The organism is Microbacterium sp. P26, assembly GCF_023712585.1.
In the GTDB taxonomy this organism is placed as follows: Bacteria; Actinomycetota; Actinomycetes; order Actinomycetales; family Microbacteriaceae; genus Microbacterium; species Microbacterium algihabitans_A.
On sequence record NZ_JAMAXZ010000007.1, the window covers coordinates 18515 to 38473 of the forward strand.

Sequence of the window (19959 nt, forward strand, 5' to 3'; positions counted from 1 at the left end):
TTCATGGACGAGATCACCCGAGACGTGGTCGTCATCGGAGCCGGCGCGGCCGGCCTGACCGCCGCCAACGACCTGCGCACGGCCGGACTGTCGGTCGTCGTGCTCGAGGCGCGCGACCGCGTCGGCGGGCGCCTGTGGACCGACGTGGTCGACGGCGCGATGCTCGAGCTCGGCGGCCAGTGGGTCTCGCCCGACCAGACGGCGCTCATCGACACCGTCGCCGACCTGGGGCTCGAGACCTACAGCCGCTACCGCGAGGGCGACAGCGTCTACGTCGGGCCCGACGGCGAAACCAAGCGTTTCACCGGCGAGATGTTCCCCGTCGCGCCCGAGACCGAGAAGGTGATCGACGACATCACCGCCCGTCTCGATCAGATGGTCGCCGAGATCGACCCCGACAAGCCGTGGGAGCACCCGAACGCCGCCGAGTGGGACAAGATCTCGTGGGACGCGTGGCTGCGCGAGCAGACCGACGACGACGAGGCCGTGCGCAACCTCGCCTTCGCGACCGGCTCGGCGATGCTCACCAAGCCCACGCACACCTTCTCGCTGCTGCAGTCGCTGCTCATGGCGGCCTCCGCCGGCTCGTACTCGAACCTCGTCGACGCCGACTTCATCCTCGACAAGCGCGTCGCCGGCGGCCTCCAGCAGGTTCCCGAGCTGCTCGCCGAGCGCCTCGGCGACGACGTAATCCTCAACCAGCCCGTGCGCCGCATCGTCTGGGGCGCCGCGTCGGCGACCCCCGCGGGCCCCGCCGACGCGGCCACGGGTCAGCGCGTCGCCGACCTGCGCGCGCTGACCGCCCGCGTGGAGGCGGCGAAGTCCTCGACCGACGGGGTCACGGTGGTCGCCGACGGCGTCACGGTGCGTGCCCGCTTCGCGATCCTCGCGCTCGCGCCCGTGCTCTACTCGCGCATCTCGTTCGAGCCGCCCCTGCCGCGCGTGCAGCACCAGATGCATCAGCACATCTCGATGGGCTTCGTCATCAAGGTGCACGCCGTCTACGAGACGCCGTTCTGGCGTGACAAGGGTCTGTCGGGCACCGCGTTCAGCCCCTACGAGCTCGTGCATGAGGCCTACGACAACACCAACCACGGCGACGAGCGCGGCACCCTGGTCGGCTTCGTGTCCGACCAGAACGCCGACGACGTCTTCCGTCTCAGCGCCGAGGAGCGCCGCGAGCGCATCCTCGAGTCGCTGTCGCACTACTACGGACCCGAGGCGAAGAACCCCGTCGTCTACTACGAGAGCGACTGGGGCACCGAGGAGTGGACGCGCGGCGCCTACGCCGCGAGCTTCGACATGGGCGGTCTGCACCGCTACGGCGCCGACCTGCGCGAGCCCGTCGGCGCGATCCACCTCGCCTGCAGTGACATGGCCGGCGCGGGCTACCAGCACGTCGACGGAGCGATCCGTCAGGGTCACCGCGCTGCCGACGAGATCCTCGAGCGGACGCGCGGATGAGCGGCGACCGCGTCGTCGTCGGCTACACGGCGACCGACGCGGGCGCCGACGCCCTCGCCCTCGGGGCGCGACTGGGTGCCGCGCTCGACACCTCCGTCCACGTCGTGGTCGTGCTGCCCTCGGCCGAGAACAACGTGTCGATCCCGACGGATGCCGGCTACGAGCGGCTCGTGCAGGACACCGCCCGCGGCTGGCTGCGCGAAGCGCTGGCGCCGTATCCCGGCATCCGGGGTCACGTGCGTTTCGCGTCGTCCGTCTCCGGCGGCTTGGTCTCGGCGGCGGAGGAGTTCGGTGCGGCCGTGATCGTCGTCGGCACCGGCGGGGGAGGGCCGCGCGGCCGGCACCGCCTCGGCACGACGGCCGAAGAGCTCGTGCACTCCGCTCCCGTCCCCGTCGCCCTCGCGCCCGAGGGTGCGCGCGACGTCGATCCCGCCGGGGGGCTCCCGCGCATCACCGCCGCGATCGGCACCCGTCCCGGAGCCGACGTGCTGCTCGACACCGCGGCATCCGTCTCCCGTCGGGCGAACGTTCCGCTGCGACTCCTCTCGCTCGCGGGGGTCGACCTGCCGGGGCGCGTCGACGCGTCGCTGACCCGGTTGACCGGTCAGGCGCACGCCGAGAGCGTGCTCGAGTCGGTCCGCACGGCCCTCCCGGCCGAGATCGAGGCCGAGGCCGTCGTCGGCGCGGGCTCCGACATCGAAGACGCCGTGTCGCGCATTGAGTGGATGCCGGGCGAAGTCGCCCTCGTGGGCTCCAGCCGGCTGGCCCAGCCGCGCCGGCTGTTCCTCGGCTCCACCGCAGGGCGGATCCTCCGCGCCCTGCCCGTTCCCATGATCGTGGTGCCCCGCACCTCGGAGACCTCCTCATGACCACATCTCGCAACGAGGCGAGCCCCGCACCCGACAGCGCCGTCACCACCGGCATCTCCAACAAGGGGCTCCGGGTCGGCTCGATCGGCATGATCGGCGCCGTCGTCATCGGCATCTCGACCATCGCCCCCGCCTACACCCTCACCGGGGCCCTCGGTCCGACGGTCTCGGCCGTCGGGTTCCAGGTGCCCGCGATCATCCTCGTCGGGTTCATCCCGATGCTGCTGGTGGCCCTCGGCTATCGCGAACTGAATTCGCGGATGCCGGATGCCGGGACCTCGTTCACGTGGGCGACCCGCGCCTTCGGGCCCTGGGTCGGCTGGATGGCCGGATGGGGTCTGATCGCTGCGACCGTGATCGTGCTGTCGAACCTCGCCGGCATCGCGGTGGACTTCCTCTTCCTGCTCATCGCGCAGATCAGCGGCAACGCCGAGATCGCCGAGCTCACGCGGGTCGTGCCGATCAACATCGCCGTGTGCCTGCTGTTCATGCTGCTGGCCACGATCGTGTCGTACCGCGACCTGCAGACCACCCAGCGTCTGCAGTACGGCCTCGTCGGCTTCCAGATCCTCGTGCTGCTGGTGTTCGCCGGGGCCGCGGTCGTCGAGATGACGAACGGCAACGCGTTCGATGCGAGCCCCGTGCAGCTGTCGTGGTTCAACCCGTTCGAGGTCGACTCGTTCAGTGCATTCGCCGCCGGGCTCTCGCTGTCGATCTTCATCTTCTGGGGGTGGGACGTCATCCTCACGATGAACGAGGAGACGAAGGATCCCGACAAGACCCCCGGTCGCGCGGCCACCGTCACGGTGTTCCTGATCGTCGCGCTGTACCTGTTCATCGCCGTCGCGCTGCTGATGTTCGCCGGCAACGGCACGGGCGAACTGGGCCTGGGCAACGAAGACATCCAGGAGAACGTCTTCTTCCACCTCTCGGGTCCGATCCTCGGGCCCCTCGCCTTCCTCGTCTCGCTCGCCGTGCTCACCAGCTCCGCGTCATCGCTGCAGGCGACCTTCGTCGGCCCCGCCCGCACTCTGCTCGCGATGGCGCACTACGACGCTCTGCCGGCGAAGTTCGCGAAGGTCAGCCCGCGCTTCTTCACGCCCGGCTACGCCACCATCGTGTCGGCCATCGTGGCATCCGTGTTCTACGCCGTCATGCGCGTGCTCAGCGAGAACGTGCTCACCGACACCATCACGGCCCTCGGCGCGATGATCTGCTTCTACTACGGCCTCACGGCCTTCGCGTGCGTCTGGTACTTCCGCAAGCAATGGTTCGACTCGGTGCGCAACGTCTTCCTGACGCTGCTCGCGCCGCTGATCGGCGGAGTGATCCTCGCGGTGCTCTTCGTCACGACGCTGATCGACAGCGCGAGCCCCGACTACGGCTCGGGCTCCGAGATCGGGGGAGTGGGCCTGGTCTTCGTCATCACGGTGGTCATCATCGTGGTGGGGATCGTCCTCATGATCGCCCAGCGCGTGAAGAGCCCCGGCTTCTTCCGCGGTGAGACCCTGGGACGCGAGGCGCCCGCCAGCGCCCGCCGTCGCCGCACGACCTGACAACGAAACGAAAAGGAGCACCATGAGCGACTACGCCGTCGTCAATCCCGCCACCGGCGAGACCCTCGCCGAGTACGACACGCTGAGCGACTCCGGGGTCGAAGAGGCCATCGCCTCCGCCCACGAGGGCTACCGCGTGTGGGCGGCGACCGCCCCGGCCGAGCGCGCCACGGCCATCCGCCGCGTCGCCGAGCTGCACCGCGAGCGCCGCGACGAACTCGCCGCGATCATCGTGCGCGAGATGGGCAAGCCGCTGGAGGCCGCCCTCGGCGAGGTCGACTTCGCGGCCGACATCACCGAGTACTACGCCGACAACATCGACAAGATCACCGGCGACACCCCGCTCGACATCCTGGCCGAGGGCACCGCCGTGATCCGCCGCTCGCCGCTGGGCGTGCTGCTGGGCATCATGCCGTGGAACTTCCCCTACTACCAGGTCGCCCGTTTTGCGGCGCCCAACCTGGCGGTCGGCAACACGATCCTCCTCAAGCACGCTCCGCAGTGCCCCGAGTCGGCCGAGGCGCTCCAGGCGATCTACCGCGACGCCGGGCTGCCCGAGGGCGCGTACGTGAACATCCGCGCGACCAACGACCAGGCGGCGAACATCATCGCCGACCGTCGCGTGCAGGGCGTCTCGGTCACCGGTTCCGAGCGCGCCGGTGCCGCCGTCGCCGAGATCGCCGGCCGCAACCTCAAGAAGGTCGCGCTCGAGCTCGGCGGGTCCGACCCGTTCATTCTGCTGTCCACCGACGACCTCGACGCCGCGGTACAGGCGGCCGTCGACGCCCGTCTCGACAACAACGGCCAGTCGTGCAACGCGGCCAAGCGCTTCATCGTCGCCGACGACCTGTACGACGGCTTCCTGTCGAAGTTCACCGCCGCCCTCGGTGAGGCCAAGGTGGGCGACCCGTTCGCCGACGACACCGTGCTCGGGCCCCTCTCGTCGCTCACCGCGGCCGAGCGGCTCGACGAGCAGGTGCAGCGCGCGCAATCGCAGGGCGCCACCGTCGAGGTCGGCGGAAAGCGCGACGGGGCGTTCTACCCCGGCACCGTCCTCACCGGGGTGACCAAGGACATGGACGCCTACGGCGAGGAGTTCTTCGGCCCCGTGGGGGTGGTCTACCGGGTCTCGGGGGAAGATGAGGCCGTTGAACTGGCCAACGACACCGGCTACGGCCTGGGCTCGTACGTGTTCACCACGGATGCCGAGCAGGCCCAGCGCATCGCCGACAAGATCGAGGCCGGCATGGTCTACGTCAACCTCGTGCTCGCCGACTCGCCCGAGTTGCCCTTCGGCGGCGTCAAGCGCAGCGGCACCTCGCGCGAGATGGGCCTGCTGGCGGCCGACGAGTTCGTCAACAAGAAGCTCATCCGCTCGGCGTGACCCCCACCGCACCCCTCGGTCCGCGCGCTCGCATGCGCTGCGACCGAGGGGTGCGGCGCGCTCCGCGACATGCCCGGTGGGCCCGGCTCGGTTCGCCAGGTCCGACCTCATGACATAGACTGGGGAGTGCAGTCGAAATCTGCATTCTTTCGCCGTGCCCCCGGGCACGCGGCATCCCTCCCCGAGAGATTCCAGGCGGAACGCATGTCGGTTTCGAATCCTGGATCCCGTCGGGATCTTAGGGCGGTAGCTCAATTGGCAGAGCAGCGGTCTCCAAAACCGCAGGTTGCAGGTTCGATTCCTGTCCGCCCTGCGCACAGCGCACGCTGGCACACAGACAGACCTAGGTGGTTCGATGACGCAGGAAGAAGCGAAGGGCGAGATCGTCGCAGACCGCGGCGCGCCCCGCGAGAAGAAGCTGAACTTCTTCGCGCGGATCGCTCTCTTCATTCGTCAGGTCTTCGCAGAACTGCGCAAGGTCGTCACGCCGACGCGGCAGGAGCTCCTGAAGTTCACCGCCGTCGTCCTCGGGTTCGTCGTCGTCATGATGGCGATCGTCTACGGCCTCGACGTGCTGTTCGTGTGGATCACCACCGCCGTCTTCGGCGTCCCCGGTACCGCCGGCGCCTGACCGCGTCTGGACGGACGCGCGGCGCCTGGAGCGGCCGCCTCTGAACGGAAGAGATCACAGTGTCTGAAAGATATGTCGACGACGCCGACTGGGCGACGGCAGCCGAGCAGTCCAGCGAGGACGACGAGGCCCAAGAAGGCAACGTGCTCGAATCGCAGGAGCGCGCCTCCGACTCGGCCGAGCACTCCGCCGTGCACGTCGTCGACGAGACCGACACCGACGACGCCGACCTCGGCGACATCGACATCACCGACCCGGAGGCGGACGCGATCGTGAACGACGCTCTCGAGATCGACGAGACCAGCGAGGCCGAGGCCGCCGCCGAGGTGCTCACCGACGCCCTCGCCGAGGAGCAGGCCGAAGAGGCCGCCGAGGCCGCCGACGAGGTCACCCCCTACGACGGTCCCGACATCAACGGCGAGCCCGACGCGCCCGTGCTCGACGAGGACTTCGTCGACGAGGTCACCGCCGCGGCATCCGTCGTCGACGAGGCCGAGGCGTCCGAGTCGCCGGCCGACGCCGCGACCGATGTCGACGCCGAAGAGACCGACGAAGACGCCGACCCGTACGAGGCGTTCCGCGCCGAGTTGCGTTCGCTCCCCGGCAAGTGGTTCGTCATCCACTCCTACGCCGGTTTCGAGCGCAAGGTGAAGGCCAACATCGAGCAGCGCAAGTCGACGCTCGAGGTCGAGGACGACATCTACCAGGTCGAGGTCCCCATGGAGGACGTCGTCGAGATCAAGAACGGCCAGCGCAAGATGGTCAATCGCGTGCGCATCCCCGGCTACGTGCTGGTGCGCATGGACCTCAACGAAGACACCTGGTCGGTCGTGCGTCACACCCCCGGTGTCACGGGCTTCGTGGGCAACGCCCACAACCCGACGCCGCTGCGCTTCGAAGAGGCCTTCAACATGCTGAAGAGCCTCGTCGAGGTCAAAGAAACCGCTCCCGCGAAGGGCGGCGCCGTCAAGGGTGCTCCGACCGCGCAGCGCGTCATCCCGGCCGAGGTCGACTTCGAGACCGGCGAGACGATCACGATCAAGGAAGGCTCGTTCGCGGGTCTTCCCGGCACGATCAGCGAGATCAAGCCCGAGAGCGGCAAGCTCACGGTGCTGGTGTCGCTCTTCGAGCGCGAGACCCCGGTCGAGCTGTCGTTCGACCAGGTCACCAAGATGGTCTGACGCCCACCCGCGTCTTCGCGAACGCCCCGCCCGGCTCGTCCGGCGGGGCGTTCGCCGTTGCCGGCGGGCGCCGCGCTCGTCGCGTCGGGAGGGCGGGATGCCGACGGGCGTCACGTCGCGTATGATGGGTAGGTTGCGTGCGTCAGCGCGCGACGACCGCTGCCCGGAATCCGCCGGGTGTGCGGGAGAGAGGGAGCCGCCACGGCCCCGCTCGAGAGAGGAAAAGGATATGGCACCCAAGAAGAAGGTGACCGGCCTGATCAAGCTCCAGATCAAGGCGGGTGCGGCCAACCCCGCGCCCCCGATCGGTCCGGCGCTCGGTCAGCACGGCGTCAACATCATGGAGTTCTGCAAGGCGTACAACGCGGCGACCGAGGCCCAGCGCGGCAACGTCATCCCCGTCGAGATCACCGTCTACGAGGACCGCAGCTTCACGTTCATCCTGAAGACGCCCCCCGCCGCAGAGCTCATCAAGAAGGCCGCCGGTCTCGCCAAGGGCTCGTCGACGCCCCACACGGTCAAGGTGGGCAAGCTCACCAAGGACCAGGTTCGCGAGATCGCCACCACGAAGCAGCCCGACCTGAACGCGAACGACATCGAGGCCGCCTCGAAGATCATCGCCGGCACCGCCCGTTCCATGGGCATCACGGTCGAGGACTGAGGGAGATAACAATGGCTACCAAGTCCAAGGCATTCCGCGCCGCTGCTGAGAAGATCGCGGCCGACACGTTCTACACCCCGACCGAGGCCGTCGCCCTCGCGAAGGAGACCGGCTCGAAGAAGTTCGACTCGACCGTCGAGGTCGCGCTGAAGCTCGCCGTCGACCCCCGTAAGGCCGACCAGATGGTCCGCGGCACGGTCATCCTGCCCCACGGGACGGGTAAGACCGCGCGCGTCATCGTCTTCGCCAACGGCCCCGCGGCCGAGGCGGCTCTCGCCGCCGGCGCCGACGAGGTCGGTGGCACCGAGCTCATCGAGAAGGTCGCCGGCGGCTACACCGCGTTCGACGCGGCCGTCGCCACGCCCGAGCTCATGGGCCAGGTCGGTCGCCTCGGTAAGGTCCTCGGACCCCGCGGCCTCATGCCGAACCCCAAGACCGGCACCGTGACCCCCAACCCGGCCAAGGCCGTCGAGGAGATCAAGGGCGGAAAGATCGAGTTCCGCGTCGACAAGCACGCCAACGTGCACTTCGTCGTCGGCAAGGCATCGTTCACCGCTGAGCAGCTCGACGAGAACCTCGCCGCCGCTCTCGAGGAGATCGTCCGCCTCAAGCCGTCGAGCTCGAAGGGCCGTTACATCCAGAAGGGCGCCGTGTCGACCACATTCGGCCCCGGCATCCCGCTGGACGTCAACTCCATCATGTGACATCCGTCACTTCGGAAGCCCCGTCGCGCCTTTGCGCGGCGGGGCTTCTGCGTTCCCGGTGCGTGCACGATCGTGCAATACAGCGTCATCCGGGAAGACTCCGCCGCCGCGACGTGTTCTGCTGGAGGGTGCGCTCGCGCACCGACCACGTCCGGCGCCGCACCGCGCCACCCCCACACCACACATGTCTGGAACAGCTATGCCCCGTCGCCGTCTGACCGTCCTCGCCGCCACCCTGGGCCTGAGCGCCCTCGCGCTGACCGCCTGCAGCGGCGGCTCCTCCACGACCGACTCCGCCGCCGGCGCCGACCTCGGTCTGGTCTCGGGCGGCACGCTGACCGTCGCCACCGAGGGCACCTACCGCCCGTTCTCGTACCACGAGGGTGCCGGCGAGCTCACGGGCTTCGACGTCGAGATCGCCAAGGCCGTCGCCGACAAGCTCGGCCTGCAGGTGAAGTTCCAGGAGACCCAGTGGGACGCGATCTTCGCGGGCCTCGATGCGGGTCGCTTCGACGTCATCGCCAACCAGGTCTCGATCAACCCCGACCGTCAGGCGAAGTACGACTTCAGCTCGCCGTACACGGTGTCGCGCGGCGTGATCGTCACCACCGAAGACGACAACGCCATCTCGAGCTTCGCCGACCTGTCGGGCAAGACCACCGCGCAGTCGCTCACCAGCAACTGGTACGAGCTCGCGACCTCGAGCGGCGCTCAGGTCGAAGCCGTCGAGGGATGGGCGCAGGCCGTCGCGCTGCTCAAGCAGGGTCGCGTCGACGCCACGGTCAACGACCAGCTGACCTACCTCGACTACGAGAAGACCAACAGCCCCACGGGCCTGAAGATCGCCGCGCAGACCGACGACACCTCCGAGAGCGCGTTCGCGTTCAAGAAGGGCCAGGACAAGCTGGCGGATGCCGTGGACGGCGCCCTCGACGAGCTTCGCACCGACGGCACTCTCGCGCAGATCAGCGAGAAGTACTTCGGCGAAGACGTCACCCAGTAAGCCCGATGTAAAGCCCCGCGGATCATCTGCCACCCACCCGTAGCGTGGACGGCGGATGATCCGCTGTGGCGTCCGCCGCGGGTGATCCGCGCCCGCGCGAGGAAGGAAGTCCATGAACGACGTCTGGCCGCTCCTGGTCGAATCGTTCTGGCCCATGCTGCTGGCCGGCATCACGGGCACGATCCCCCTCTCGCTCGCCTCGTTCGCGATCGGTCTCGTGATCGCCCTGGCGATGGCGCTCATGCGCCTCTCGCGCAACATCGTGCTGTCGGGCATCGCCCGGTTCTACATCTCCGTCATCCGCGGAACGCCCCTGCTCGTTCAACTGTTCGTGATCTTCTTCGGCCTGCCGTCGGTGGGGCTCACGATCGATCCGTTCCCGGCGGCGGTCATCGCCTTCTCGCTGAACGTCGGCGGCTACGCCGCAGAGATCATCCGCGCTGCGATCCTCTCCGTCCCGCGCGGCCAGTGGGAGGCCGCGCACACCGTCGGCCTGTCGCCGACCAAGACGCTGACCCGCATCATCCTCCCGCAGGCGGCCCGGGTGTCGGTGCCGCCGTTGTCGAACACCTTCATCTCGCTGGTGAAGGACACGTCGCTGGCGTCGGTGATCCTCGTCACCGAGCTCCTTCGTCAGGCGCAGAACATCGCGGCGTTCTCGTACGAATTCCTGGCCGTCTACCTCGAGGCGGCGTTGATCTACTGGTTGTTCTGCCTGGTGCTGTCGTTCGGGCAGAACGCCCTCGAGAAGAGGCTGGACCGCCATGTCGCCCATTGACCCGTCCGCTCCGCTGCTCGCAGCGACCGGGCTGCAGAAGAGTTTCGGAACGAACCGCGTGCTCGACGGCGTCGATCTCGAGGTGCGCCGCGGCGACGTGCTCGTGCTGATCGGCCCATCGGGGTCGGGCAAGACGACGGTGCTGCGCTGCCTGAACGGACTCGAGACCCCGGATGCCGGAGTCGTGGCGTTCGACCAGGGTCCGGTGGTCGAGTTCGGCGGCAAGGTGTCGAAGGCCGACCGCACGGCGCTGCGCGACAAGTCGGCGATGGTCTTCCAGCACCACAACCTGTTCCCGCACCTGACGGTGCTGCAGAACGTGATCGAGGGGCCGACGCAGGCGCACGGCGTCGCGAAGGCCGAAGCCATCGCCCGCGCCGACACCTTGCTGACCCGCTTCGGCCTCGCCGAGAAGCGCGACGCCTATCCCTCTGAGCTCTCCGGTGGCCAGCAGCAACGCGTGGGGATCGTGCGCGCTCTCGCGCTGCAGCCTCAGCTGCTGCTCTTCGACGAGCCCACCAGTGCCCTCGACCCCGAACTCGTGGGCGAGGTGCTGACGGTGCTGCGCGAGCTCGCCGCCGAGGGCTGGACGATGGTCATCGTGACGCACGAGCTCGGTTTCGCCCGTGAAGTCGCCGACGAGGTGCTCTTCTTCGACGGGGGAGTGATCGTCGAGCGGGGCACTCCGTCCGAGATCCTGCGTCAGCCCAAGATGGAGCGCACCAAGCGCTTCCTCGACCGACTCCTGCGACCGATGGACTGATCATGTCGCGTCTGCGGGAGGTGCTCGGCGTCGAGGTGCCGATCGTGCTCGGCCCGTTCGGCGGTCTGTCGTCGGTGGAGCTGACCGCCGCGGTGAGCGAGGGAGGCGGGCTCGGGTCCTTCGGCCTTTACGGCTACGCGCCCGAGCGCATCCGCGACACCGTCGCTGCTCTGCGCGCGGCGACCCAGGGGCCGATCGCCGTCAACCTGTGGATGCCGCGGGGCGACGAGGTCACCCCCGACGACGTCGACGTCCGGCGATACGTCGACGCCGCGGGCGACCTCTTCGCGCGCGCAGGCGTCTCCCGCCCCGCGGCTCCGCGCGCCTTCATCCCGCCCGTGGCCGAGCAGCTCGAGGCCGTCTTCGACGCGCGCCCCGACGTGCTGAGCGTCGTGTTCGGGGTTCCGGATGCCACGACCCTCGCGACCGCGCGAGAGCTCGGCATCCGCGTGATCGGCACGGCCACCTCGGTGGCCGAGGCCCACGCGCTCGAAGCCGCGGGCGTCGACGCGATCGTGGCGACCGGAATGGAGGCGGGCGGTCACCGGGTCTCGTTCCTGCGCGACGCCTCGGCGTCGCTCGTCGGCACGTTCGCCCTCGTGCCCCAGGTCGTCGACGCCGTGGGGGTGCCGGTGATCGCGGCGGGGGGCATCGCCGACCGTCGCGGTGTCGCCGCGGCTTTCGCGCTGGGGGCCGAGGGCGTGCAGGTCGGCACCGCGTTCCTGCGCACGAGGCAGTCGGCGGCGACGCCGGCGCACCGTGAGGCGATCGTCTCGGCTTCCGACACCACCACCGTCCTGACGACGGCGATGAGCGGTCGGCTCGCGCGCGGAGTGCCCAACGAGGCGGTGCGGGCGATCGAGGAGTCCGGCGAGATCGCGCCCTTCCCGGCGCAGAACTGGCTCACGGGAGTGTTCCGTCAGGCCGCCGCGGCGAGCGGAGACGCCGAGTTGCTCTCGCTCTGGGCGGGCCAGGCTGCGGGCCTCGCGCGTCTGGATGATGCCGCCGACGTGCTCGCCGAGCTGCGGGCGGGTCTGTCCGTCTAGGCGGTCGCGCGGATCTCGAACCCGTCGCCGGGATCGGTCGTGCCCTCGATCACATCGACGTCGTCGACGCGGGCCGTCGACGGACCCTCGTGCGCCCAGGCGATGAGGGCTTCGACGGCATCGGGATCGCCGGCCACCTGCGCCTCGACCGAGCCGTCGCGGCGGTTGCGCACCCATCCGCGCACTCCGAGCCGTTGCGCCTCGTCGTGCAGTGCGTAGCGGAAGCCCACGCCCTGTACACGTCCGTTCACCGTGATCGTCGCCGTGCGCATAGGTCCATTCTCGTCGTCCCCGTGGGCCGCGGATGCCTCTCGGCCGGCGAATCGCCGCTCAGTGCGGCAGGACGAGCGAGATCGCGATCGCGAACATCACCACGGCGATCACCGCATCGAGGATGCGCCACGCGCGCGGGGTGTCGAGCCACCGTCCGAGCCAGCGGGCGCCGAAGCCGAGCGAGGTGAACCACAGGACGCTCGCCACGCAGGCGCCCAGAGCGAAGGCCCACCGATCGTCGCCGTGGGTCGAGGCGACCGAGCCCAGCAGGAACACCGTGTCGAGGTACACGTGGGGGTTCAGCCACGTCAGGGCGAGGCACGTCGCGAGGGCCGCGGCCAGGGTCGTTCGAGCCGGACGGGTGCGCACGGCCGTGCCGCCGGTGTCTTCCGTGCGGGGGGAGGGGGCGGATGCCGCGCCCCCGTCGACCCGCAGGGTCTCACCGCTCGGACGCAGGGCGCGCCGCGCGGCCAGCACGCCGTACCCCACGAGGAACGCCGCCCCCGCCCAGCGCACGACCGTGAGCAGCCACGGTGCGGCCTGCAGCACGAGCCCGACGCCCGAGACGCCGAGCACGATGAGGATCGCATCGGACAGAGCGCACACCGCGACCACGGCGAGCAGGTGCTCGCGCCGGATGCCCTGGCGCAGCACGAAGAGGTTCTGGGCGCCGATGGCGACGATGAGCGACAGGCCGAGGCCGAGACCGGCGAAGACGGAGGGGAGCACGACGACGACGCTACGGTCGCCCAGAAGAAAAGAACAGCTCATTATTCTGATGAACCATTAGCATCGCTTCATGCCGGTCCCGCTCGATCTCGCTCGCACCCTCGCCGCCGTCGTCGACGAGGGCACCCTTGACGCCGCCGCCCGACGCCTGCACATCACCCCGTCGGCGGTGAGCCAGCGGCTGCGCGCGCTTGAGGACCAACTCGGACGCGTCGTGCTCGTGCGGTCCAAGCCCGTACGCACGACCGAGGCCGGCGACGCCGTGGTGCGCCTCGCCCGCCAGCTCGCCCTGCTCGAACACGACGCCCTGGCCGCCCTGGGCGCGGAGGAGGGCTCGGTGGCATCCGTCGCCCTCGCCGTCAACGCGGACTCGCTCGCGACGTGGTTCCTGCCCCCGCTGGCGCGCGTGGCGGCGCGCCGCGCGGTGGTGTTCGACCTGCACCGCGACGACCAGGACTTCACGGCCGGGCTTCTCGAGAGCGGCACGGTCATGGCCGCCGTCACCTCGCGCGAGACCCCGGTGGCCGGGTGCCGGGTGCGCTCACTCGGGGTGCTGCGCTACGAAGCGGTGGCGACCGTGGGGTTCGCCGAGCGGTGGTTCGCTCGGGGGGTCGACGCCGACGCGCTCGCGGTGGCGCCGATCGTCGACTTCGACCGACGAGACGACCTGCAGACGCAGTGGCTCCTGCGGCGCGGGGTCTCGCCGGCGGATCCTCCGCGGCACCGCGTGCCCGCCTCGCAGGACTTCGCCGCAGCGGTCGGGCTCGGGCTCGGGTGGGGGCTTCTCCCCGGATTCCAGTCCGCCGAGGGGCTCGCCCAGGGTCGTCTCGTGCGGCTCGGTGCCGATCCGGTCGACGTGCCCCTGTTCTGGCAGCAGTGGAACCTCACCTCTCCCTTGCTCGACGAGGTGGCCGACGAGATCGTCGGCGAGGGGCGGCGGATGCTCGCAGCCGGGTGACCCCCGGCTCCGCGGCATCCGCCGGTCAGTCGTCGCTGACGCAGAGGACGATCTTGCCGCGCGTGTGCCCGCGCTCGAGTTCGACGTGCGCGTCGGCGGCATCGGCGAGGTCGAACACGTGCTCGACGTAGACCCGCACCGCACCCGAATCGAGCAGGCGGGCGATGGTCGCCAGGGCGCCGCCGTCGGGGATCGTCTTGTAGTCCGTCGAACGGATGCCGCGGGCCGCGGCCGCCTCGCGGAAGCCCGGCCATGCGCCGGTCGGCACCTCGATGAGCAGGCCCCCGGGGCGCAGCACCTCGAGGGAGCGCGTGCCGGTGTCGTCGGAGACGTCGCCGATGAGGTCGATGACCACGTCGACGTCGTGGACGACGTCTTCGAAGCGCGTCGCGGTGTAGTCGACGACCTCGGCGGCTCCGAGCTCGCGGAGCCATTCGAGGTTGCGCGTCGAGCCGGTCGCGATGACGTGCGCGCCGAAGTAGGCGGCGAACTGCACGGCGAAGTGCCCCACCCCGCCACTGCCGGCGTGGATGAGGATGCGCTGCCCCTGGTGCGCGAGGGCCGTCTCGACGACGAGTCCCCAGGCGGTCAGCGCGGCCAGGGGGACGGCGGCGGCCTCGACGTGCGAGAGCGAGGCGGGCTTGCGGGCGAGCGAAAGCGTGGGAACGACGGCGTACTCGGCCGAGGTCCCGGGGGTGCGGGGGAAGGCGGCCATGCCGTACACCTCGGTGCCGACGGGGAACGGGTGCGCGTCGAAGGGGGTGCGCACCACCACGCCGCTCACGTCGAACCCCGGCACGGCCGGCCACGCGTCGATGGCAGCCGACATGCCGCGTCCCGCGCGGGTCTTCGCGTCGATCGGGTTGACGCCGGCGGCGATCACCCGCACGAGGACCTCGCTGAGCACCGGAGTGGGGACCGCGACGTCGGCGACCCGGAGCACCTCGGCGGAACCGGGGGCATCGAACACCACCGCTCGCATCGTCTCGGGCAGCGCGGGGGCGGGCTGGAGGGCGGCCTCGGGACGCGTCGATCGGAATCTCATCGGGCGCTCTCTCTCGTGACGTCGCTACGCAGCGACTTCGCTGCGGTCCGCCCAGTCAATCGCGCCATTGTCTCGCCGGTGTTACGCGTCGGTCACCGTGTCGCGAAGCCCGTCGAGGGCCGGGATCCACGGCATCCGGGATCGCCCGATGCCCTCCGCGGTCGGCCCCCGCTGCCGGTCAGTCGCGCGAGGGGACTTCGCCGACGGCGAGGGCGTGCAGCAGCGTCGAGAGGTGACGGATGTCGCCGATGGTCCAATCGGCGATGGCGTCGTAGAGGCGGCTCTCGTGCGGGGCGCGGGCATCGGCCAAGCGGGTGTGCCCGAGCTCGGTGACGGCGATCAGGCGCGAACGACGATCGTTCGGGTCGGGCGTGCGGGTGACGAGTCCGAGATCCTCGAGCTCGCTGATCCCGCGACTGAGGAATCCCTTGTCGGCGGCGAGGCGCTCGGCCAGGGCCGAGAGGGTGAGCGGTCCGAAGCGGCTGACGACCGAGAGGGCCTTGAACGTCGCCGGCAGCATCCCCGGGCTCACGCGTTCCGCCGCTTCGGAGACGAAGCGGCGGAACACGGTCATGAGCTCCGAGAACGACGATTCCAGGGCCTGTACGGCCTCGCGGCGCTCGTCGTCCGTTTCGCTCTTCACGTCAGACATCCTCTCCCATCCCGGCGTCACGACGTGCGCGGCGCGGGGAGGCGGCATCCTGAGTCGGGATCGTTCCCGTGGCCGAGAGCGTCGCCATCGCCTCGGGGACCGAGACCGTGGCGAGGTCGGCTTCGCTCGCGGCGACGCGCTCCGTCGTCGTCATGCGGGTGAGGGGACGGTTCGGCAGGAACACGATCGCGATGAGGCTCACGATCGCCACGGGCACCGCGATGAGGAACGAGTGGGCGATCGACTGGGCGTAGATGTCCTCGACGATCACGCGCACGCTCTCGGGCAGGGTCGACACCTGGGGGATGGCTCCCGACTGCAGCGTCTGGGCGACGGCGGCGCCCTTCTCGCCCAGGCCCATGATCGCGGCCTGCAGGTCGGCCGCGCGGTCGGTGAACAGGCTCGTCGCCATGCTCGCCAGGGCCGCACCCATGACCGAGACGCCGATCGTGCCGCCGAGGCTGCGGAAGAACGTGACTCCCGAGCTGGCCGCACCCATCTGGCTGGGGTTGGCGGTGTTCTGCACGACGAGCACGAGGTTCTGCATCGTCATGCCGACACCGGCACCGAGCAGGGCCATGTACAGCGACACGAGCGCGAAGTTGGTGTCGTAGTGGATCGTCGACAGCAGGAACGTCCCCGCGATCAGCAGCACGCCGCCGGTGATGAGGAACGGCTTCCAGTGGCCGAAGCGCGAGATGAGCGCACCGACGACGATCGACGAGACCAGCAGGCCGCCGATCATCGGGATGGTCATGACGCCGGCCTCGGTGGGCGTGGCGCCGCGGGCCATCTGCATGTACTGGCTGAGGAACACCGAGGTGCCGAACATCGCCAGGCCGGTCGCGATCGAGGCGATCGTGGCGAGGGTGAAGGTGGCGTCGCGGAACAGGGTCAGCGGCACGAGGGGCTCGGAGGAGCGCAGCTCGACGACCACGAACAGGATCGCGGCGAGGACCGCTCCGCCGACCATCAGGATGGTCTCGGTGCTGGCCCACTCGAAGGTGCTGCCGGCGTTGGTCACCCAGACGAGCAGCAGCGAGACGGCGGCCGAGAGCAGCACGATGCCGAGGTAGTCGATCTTGACCTTGCGCGTCGCGCGGGCGGGCAGGTGCAGCGTGCGCTGCTGGATCAGCAGGGCGGCGACGGCGAAGGGAAGGGCGACGAAAAAGTTCCAGCGCCATCCGAAGGCGTCGGTGATGACACCGCCGAGCAGCGGGCCGCCGACGGTGGCGACGGCCATCACGGCGCCGAAGAGGCCCATGTACCGGCCACGCTCGCGCGGGCTGATGATGTCGGCCATGATCACCTGGCTGAGGGCGGCGAGACCGCCGGCGCCGAGGCCCTGCACCGCGCGGAAGCCGATCAGCATGTCGGTGTTCTGCGAGAACCCGGCGGCCGCGGTGGCGAGCACGAAGATCGCGATGGCGATCTGGATGAGCACCTTGCGGTTGAACAGGTCGGCGAGCTTGCCCCAGATCGGGGTCGAGATCGCGGTGGTGAGCAGGGTCGCGGTGATGACCCAGGTGTAGGCGTTCTGGTCGCCCGACAGGTCGTGGACGATGACCGGCAGCGACGTCGAGACGACGGTCGAGGCGAGCATCGACACGAAGGTGCCGAGCAGCAGGCCGATGAGGGCCGGGAGGACGCGCCGCTGTGCGGGCGCCTCGGGGGAAGAGGTTGTCATGCGGGAGCTCCACGAGAGGGGGACGGATGCCGCGACGACGATGGCGCGATTAGTTGACTGATGTCAACGATACGCCTGATGCTTGACTTCCGTCAACTATTAATCGAGGAGTGCGAGAGCGCGGTACCTCTCCGTGGGCTCGGGCCGGACCGGCTCGGGGCGCGGCTGACGCGCACTCGTCGTGCGGCGGTACAGCTCGTCGATCAAGGAGGTGGCGAGACCCACCAGCTTGGCGATCTCGCGCTCGTCGCGGTCGATCCACTGGCACCGCGGTTCGTCGTGCAGGGGCACGAAGCCGTCGTGCTGCTCCCAGGCGACGAGGGTGCGCTCGGCGCCGAGCACGTGCTGCTGCCACCAGATCTGACGCATATAAGTCTTGGGGATCGAGCGCCACGCCTTGTTGGTCGTCTTGATCTCGGCGAGCACGATGCGGCCCTCGCCGTCGACGACCACGCCGTCGGGCGTCGCCAGATGGCGCTTCTCGACGACCGCGTGGTACAGCGCGGAGGAGGGGCGGATGCCGTGAGTCGCCGCCACCCACGCGGCGATCTCGGGCTCGCGACGACGACCGTGCGCCGTGAAGGCGTTGCCCGAGAAGTTCGAGCCCATGAGCTTGGCATCCGCCGCCCGCGCGATGGCGTTGTGGCTGGTCAGCGTCGCGACATCGGTGGCGGTGATGCCCCGGCTGCGCGCGCGGATCCAGGCGACGCGATCCCGCGAGTCCGCGACGATGCGGGCGTCGAGGTCGGCGCTGCGCGATGCGACGAGCTCGGGGGACATGCGTTCGACCCTAACCCCGCTCGCCCGTGGAGCGCATGCGAGGCGCGGCGCGTCGGCATCCGAGGTCTTGTGCCGTAGGTAAGGGTGCCCTAAGTTGTCTGCATGTCTGCCGAACATCACGCCGCGAAGCGCCCCGACGGCGGCCGCTGGTGCGACATCGAGGGCGCCGTGCTGCTCGGGGGAGACGCGCAGAACGTCGCCGAGATGCGTCGGATCGCCGCCGCGCTCTCGCCCTCCGTGCACCTGACCGTCGTCGTCGAGGTGTGCGGCGCCGCCGAGGTCGGCGTCGTCGACGCGGGTGACGGTCGCGTCAGCTGGCTCGACCGCACGATCGACGGCGATCTGCGTCCGCGCGGCGAGAGGCTCGCGCAGGCGATCCACGCGTGGTGCGCGGAGTGGGCGTGCGGAGACGCGCCGGTGTGCACGGTGTGGCTGGGTGCGCGCACCCCGTCGCGCATCGTGCGCATGACCCGCGCTCTGCTGCCCGAGCCCCGCGTCTCCTGACGCGGGCGGATGGGCGCCGTCGCCGGCTGCGGTCGCCGAGGACGCATTCGTCTGCCGACGACGTACCGATCCGTCGCCCCACGGGTGCGTCCTGGGTGATCGGATGCGTCTTCGGTGGCGTGCGCCGCTTCTGCACAGGACCGGGCTTGTGGACAGCGAGCACGGGTGGGTCTTCGAGGGGGGCAGGGTGGGCGGATGCCCTGGGAGTCGAAGGTCGTCATCGCGCGACGATCGCTGTTCACGCGCGCCGAGCTGCGGGATCGTGGGGTGTCGGAGGCGGAGCTGAGGAAGGACGGCGACCGGGCGGCGTGGACGCGCATTCAGCCCGGCGTGTACGTCGCGCGCGACACGTGGGTGTCTGCGCGGCCCGTCGACCGCCATCGCCTCGCCGTGCTGGCGGCTGTCGACAGGGCACGGGGTGCGGAGGGCGTCGTCTCCCACCTCTCCGCTGCGGTGCTCCATGGTCTTCCCCTGTACCGATTCCGCGAGCAGCGCGTGCAGATGGTGGTCCCTCGCTCTGCGCACCCGCCCAGCGGGTCGTACGTCCGCCGGCACACGAGTGCGCTGAGCGAGGACGACGTCGTTGACGTCGACGGCATCCGGTGCACCTCGATCGAGCGGACGGTATTCGACGTCTCTCGGACCGAGGCGCGTGAGATGGCCCTGTCGTGTGTCGACGGGGCTCTTCGACGCGCCGCGGTGGAACGTCGGCGGTTCCGTGCCGATGTGCAGGACGACTGGCGTCAGCGACTGCGGGAGCGGGTCGCCCGTGCGCGGGGGCAGCGGGGTGTGCGCGACGCGAGTTGGGTCGTCGAGTTCGCCGACGGTCGTGCGGAGCTGCCCGGAGAGAGCGTGAGCCGGCTCCAGTTGTACCGGCTCGGCTTCCGTGACTTCGATCTGCAGGTGGTCGTCGCCGGGCCGCGAGGTTCGGACTACTTCGTGGATCTCGGGCTGCGTCAGGTCCGCACATTCTGGGAGTTCGACGGCGAGGTGAAGTACCGCGACGTCGCCATGAGGCAGGGGCGCTCGATCGAGGACGTGATGCTCGAGGAGAAACGGCGCGAAGACTGGATCCGGGGCGTCACGCAATGGCGGCTGTGCCGCGGGGGCTTCGCCGACATCGCCACCCCGGAGACTCTTGCTGCGCGCCTGTCCGCTTTCGGTGTGCATCCGCCGCCGTGACTCCACGACGGTCTGCGACGCCGCCGTCAGGGCGCACTCGTTTGACGGCGGTGCATTCGATTGCAGACGAACGGGTGCGGCCTCGACGATCGGGTGCGGTCACGGTGCG

General features: G+C 69.9%; 21 protein-coding genes and 1 tRNA gene. 16 read left to right on the top strand and 6 right to left on the bottom strand.

The window, feature by feature from the left end; all coding sequences use genetic code 11:
• Nucleotides 1–3 precede the first annotated feature (3 nt).
• The 13 genes from M3667_RS13215 (at nt 4) to M3667_RS13275 (ending at nt 12040) form a co-directional block, all read left to right on the top strand.
• Nucleotides 4–1464, top strand: a complete 1461-nt coding sequence (locus M3667_RS13215) for an NAD(P)/FAD-dependent oxidoreductase (protein ID WP_251508654.1) — start codon at nt 4–6, stop codon at nt 1462–1464.
• On the top strand, nt 1461–2333 hold the full coding sequence (locus M3667_RS13220; RefSeq protein ID WP_251508656.1) for a universal stress protein: 873 nt from the start codon (nt 1461–1463) through the stop codon (nt 2331–2333). The genes M3667_RS13215 and M3667_RS13220 overlap by 4 nt, the downstream gene beginning before the upstream one ends.
• Entirely contained in the window at nt 2330–3889 is a 1560-nt protein-coding gene (locus M3667_RS13225) for an APC family permease (RefSeq protein WP_251508658.1), read from the top strand. Before M3667_RS13220 ends, M3667_RS13225 begins: the two co-directional genes overlap by 4 nt.
• Nucleotides 3890–3911: 22 nt before the next feature.
• Nucleotides 3912–5273 carry an NAD-dependent succinate-semialdehyde dehydrogenase gene (locus tag M3667_RS13230; protein ID WP_251508660.1) on the top strand — a complete coding sequence of 454 codons (1362 nt, stop codon included), beginning with the start codon at nt 3912–3914 and terminating at the stop codon, nt 5271–5273.
• Between the two features lie 240 nt (nt 5274–5513).
• A tRNA-Trp gene (locus tag M3667_RS13235) sits at nt 5514–5586 on the top strand.
• Between the two features lie 42 nt (nt 5587–5628).
• Nucleotides 5629–5904: a preprotein translocase subunit SecE gene (secE, locus tag M3667_RS13240; protein WP_144832746.1), complete on the top strand. Its 276-nt coding sequence runs from the start codon at nt 5629–5631 to the stop codon at nt 5902–5904.
• Between the two features lie 59 nt (nt 5905–5963).
• On the top strand, nt 5964–7085 hold the full coding sequence (gene nusG / locus M3667_RS13245; RefSeq protein ID WP_251508662.1) for a transcription termination/antitermination protein NusG: 1122 nt from the start codon (nt 5964–5966) through the stop codon (nt 7083–7085).
• Nucleotides 7086–7314: 229 nt separating this feature from the next.
• The gene (gene rplK, locus M3667_RS13250) at nt 7315–7746 is read left to right on the top strand and encodes a 50S ribosomal protein L11 (protein ID WP_013585556.1); all 432 of its coding nucleotides are present in this window, start codon (nt 7315–7317) and stop codon (nt 7744–7746) included.
• An 11-nt stretch (nt 7747–7757) separates the two neighbouring features.
• A complete protein-coding gene (gene rplA / locus M3667_RS13255; RefSeq protein ID WP_144832750.1) occupies nt 7758–8450 on the top strand; it encodes a 50S ribosomal protein L1 in 693 nt (230 codons plus the stop codon).
• Between the two features lie 199 nt (nt 8451–8649).
• Nucleotides 8650–9453, top strand: coding sequence for an amino acid ABC transporter substrate-binding protein (locus M3667_RS13260; RefSeq protein ID WP_251508665.1), 804 nt, complete (start codon nt 8650–8652; stop codon nt 9451–9453).
• Nucleotides 9454–9565: 112 nt separating this feature from the next.
• Nucleotides 9566–10231, top strand: a complete 666-nt coding sequence (locus tag M3667_RS13265) for an amino acid ABC transporter permease (protein ID WP_251508667.1) — start codon at nt 9566–9568, stop codon at nt 10229–10231.
• Nucleotides 10218–10994, top strand: coding sequence for an amino acid ABC transporter ATP-binding protein (locus tag M3667_RS13270; protein ID WP_251508669.1), 777 nt, complete (start codon nt 10218–10220; stop codon nt 10992–10994). Before M3667_RS13265 ends, M3667_RS13270 begins: the two co-directional genes overlap by 14 nt.
• A gap of 2 nt (nt 10995–10996) precedes the next feature.
• Nucleotides 10997–12040, top strand: coding sequence for a nitronate monooxygenase family protein (locus tag M3667_RS13275; RefSeq protein WP_251508671.1), 1044 nt, complete (start codon nt 10997–10999; stop codon nt 12038–12040).
• Here M3667_RS13275 and M3667_RS13280 read toward each other — a convergent pair.
• A complete protein-coding gene (locus tag M3667_RS13280) occupies nt 12037–12312 on the bottom strand; it encodes an acylphosphatase (protein WP_251508672.1) in 276 nt (91 codons plus the stop codon). The genes M3667_RS13275 and M3667_RS13280 overlap by 4 nt on opposite strands.
• A 58-nt stretch (nt 12313–12370) precedes the next feature.
• Entirely contained in the window at nt 12371–13084 is a 714-nt protein-coding gene (lysE, locus tag M3667_RS13285; protein WP_251508674.1) for an L-lysine exporter, read from the bottom strand.
• 28 nt (nt 13085–13112) lie between these two features.
• Between lysE and M3667_RS13290 the strand changes: the two genes are divergently transcribed.
• Entirely contained in the window at nt 13113–14000 is an 888-nt protein-coding gene (locus M3667_RS13290) for a LysR family transcriptional regulator ArgP (RefSeq protein WP_144832762.1), read from the top strand.
• A 25-nt stretch (nt 14001–14025) separates the two neighbouring features.
• Here the strand turns inward: M3667_RS13290 and M3667_RS13295 are convergent, their stop codons facing one another.
• The 4 genes from M3667_RS13295 to M3667_RS13310 all read right to left on the bottom strand — a co-directional run bounded on the left by M3667_RS13295 (nt 14026) and on the right by M3667_RS13310 (nt 18164).
• Nucleotides 14026–14982: an NADP-dependent oxidoreductase gene (locus tag M3667_RS13295; protein ID WP_230705189.1), complete on the bottom strand. Its 957-nt coding sequence runs from the start codon at nt 14980–14982 to the stop codon at nt 14026–14028.
• A 241-nt stretch (nt 14983–15223) separates the two neighbouring features.
• Nucleotides 15224–15697 (bottom strand): MarR family winged helix-turn-helix transcriptional regulator, encoded by a 474-nt coding sequence (locus tag M3667_RS13300; RefSeq protein WP_144832766.1) that lies wholly within the window; start codon nt 15695–15697, stop codon nt 15224–15226.
• The gene (locus M3667_RS13305; RefSeq protein WP_251508676.1) at nt 15690–17384 is read right to left on the bottom strand and encodes an MDR family MFS transporter; all 1695 of its coding nucleotides are present in this window, start codon (nt 17382–17384) and stop codon (nt 15690–15692) included. Before M3667_RS13305 ends, M3667_RS13300 begins: the two co-directional genes overlap by 8 nt.
• 99 nt (nt 17385–17483) lie before the next feature.
• Nucleotides 17484–18164 (bottom strand): YqaJ viral recombinase family protein, encoded by a 681-nt coding sequence (locus tag M3667_RS13310; protein ID WP_251508678.1) that lies wholly within the window; start codon nt 18162–18164, stop codon nt 17484–17486.
• 102 nt (nt 18165–18266) lie between these two features.
• Here M3667_RS13310 and M3667_RS13315 point away from each other — a divergent pair, with 102 nt between their 5' ends.
• Entirely contained in the window at nt 18267–18668 is a 402-nt protein-coding gene (locus M3667_RS13315) for a hypothetical protein (protein WP_251508680.1), read from the top strand.
• Between the two features lie 195 nt (nt 18669–18863).
• A complete protein-coding gene (locus M3667_RS13320) occupies nt 18864–19850 on the top strand; it encodes a hypothetical protein (RefSeq protein WP_251508682.1) in 987 nt (328 codons plus the stop codon).
• Nucleotides 19851–19959: the final 109 nt, after the last annotated feature.

Coding starts and splice junctions, on each gene's coding strand:
- M3667_RS13215 (WP_251508654.1), top strand. CDS start 4: ATGGACGAGATCACCCGAGACGTGGTCGTCATCGGAGCCGGCGCGGCC.
- M3667_RS13220 (WP_251508656.1), top strand. CDS start 1,461: ATGAGCGGCGACCGCGTCGTCGTCGGCTACACGGCGACCGACGCGGGC.
- M3667_RS13225 (WP_251508658.1), top strand. CDS start 2,330: ATGACCACATCTCGCAACGAGGCGAGCCCCGCACCCGACAGCGCCGTC.
- M3667_RS13230 (WP_251508660.1), top strand. CDS start 3,912: ATGAGCGACTACGCCGTCGTCAATCCCGCCACCGGCGAGACCCTCGCC.
- secE (WP_144832746.1), top strand. CDS start 5,629: ATGACGCAGGAAGAAGCGAAGGGCGAGATCGTCGCAGACCGCGGCGCG.
- rplK (WP_013585556.1), top strand. CDS start 7,315: ATGGCACCCAAGAAGAAGGTGACCGGCCTGATCAAGCTCCAGATCAAG.
- rplA (WP_144832750.1), top strand. CDS start 7,758: ATGGCTACCAAGTCCAAGGCATTCCGCGCCGCTGCTGAGAAGATCGCG.
- M3667_RS13260 (WP_251508665.1), top strand. CDS start 8,650: ATGCCCCGTCGCCGTCTGACCGTCCTCGCCGCCACCCTGGGCCTGAGC.
- M3667_RS13265 (WP_251508667.1), top strand. CDS start 9,566: ATGAACGACGTCTGGCCGCTCCTGGTCGAATCGTTCTGGCCCATGCTG.
- M3667_RS13270 (WP_251508669.1), top strand. CDS start 10,218: ATGTCGCCCATTGACCCGTCCGCTCCGCTGCTCGCAGCGACCGGGCTG.
- M3667_RS13275 (WP_251508671.1), top strand. CDS start 10,997: ATGTCGCGTCTGCGGGAGGTGCTCGGCGTCGAGGTGCCGATCGTGCTC.
- M3667_RS13280 (WP_251508672.1), bottom strand. CDS start 12,312: ATGCGCACGGCGACGATCACGGTGAACGGACGTGTACAGGGCGTGGGC.
- lysE (WP_251508674.1), bottom strand. CDS start 13,084: ATGAGCTGTTCTTTTCTTCTGGGCGACCGTAGCGTCGTCGTCGTGCTC.
- M3667_RS13290 (WP_144832762.1), top strand. CDS start 13,113: ATGCCGGTCCCGCTCGATCTCGCTCGCACCCTCGCCGCCGTCGTCGAC.
- M3667_RS13295 (WP_230705189.1), bottom strand. CDS start 14,982: ATGCGAGCGGTGGTGTTCGATGCCCCCGGTTCCGCCGAGGTGCTCCGG.
- M3667_RS13300 (WP_144832766.1), bottom strand. CDS start 15,697: ATGTCTGACGTGAAGAGCGAAACGGACGACGAGCGCCGCGAGGCCGTA.
- M3667_RS13305 (WP_251508676.1), bottom strand. CDS start 17,384: ATGACAACCTCTTCCCCCGAGGCGCCCGCACAGCGGCGCGTCCTCCCG.
- M3667_RS13310 (WP_251508678.1), bottom strand. CDS start 18,164: ATGTCCCCCGAGCTCGTCGCATCGCGCAGCGCCGACCTCGACGCCCGC.
- M3667_RS13315 (WP_251508680.1), top strand. CDS start 18,267: ATGTCTGCCGAACATCACGCCGCGAAGCGCCCCGACGGCGGCCGCTGG.
- M3667_RS13320 (WP_251508682.1), top strand. CDS start 18,864: ATGCCCTGGGAGTCGAAGGTCGTCATCGCGCGACGATCGCTGTTCACG.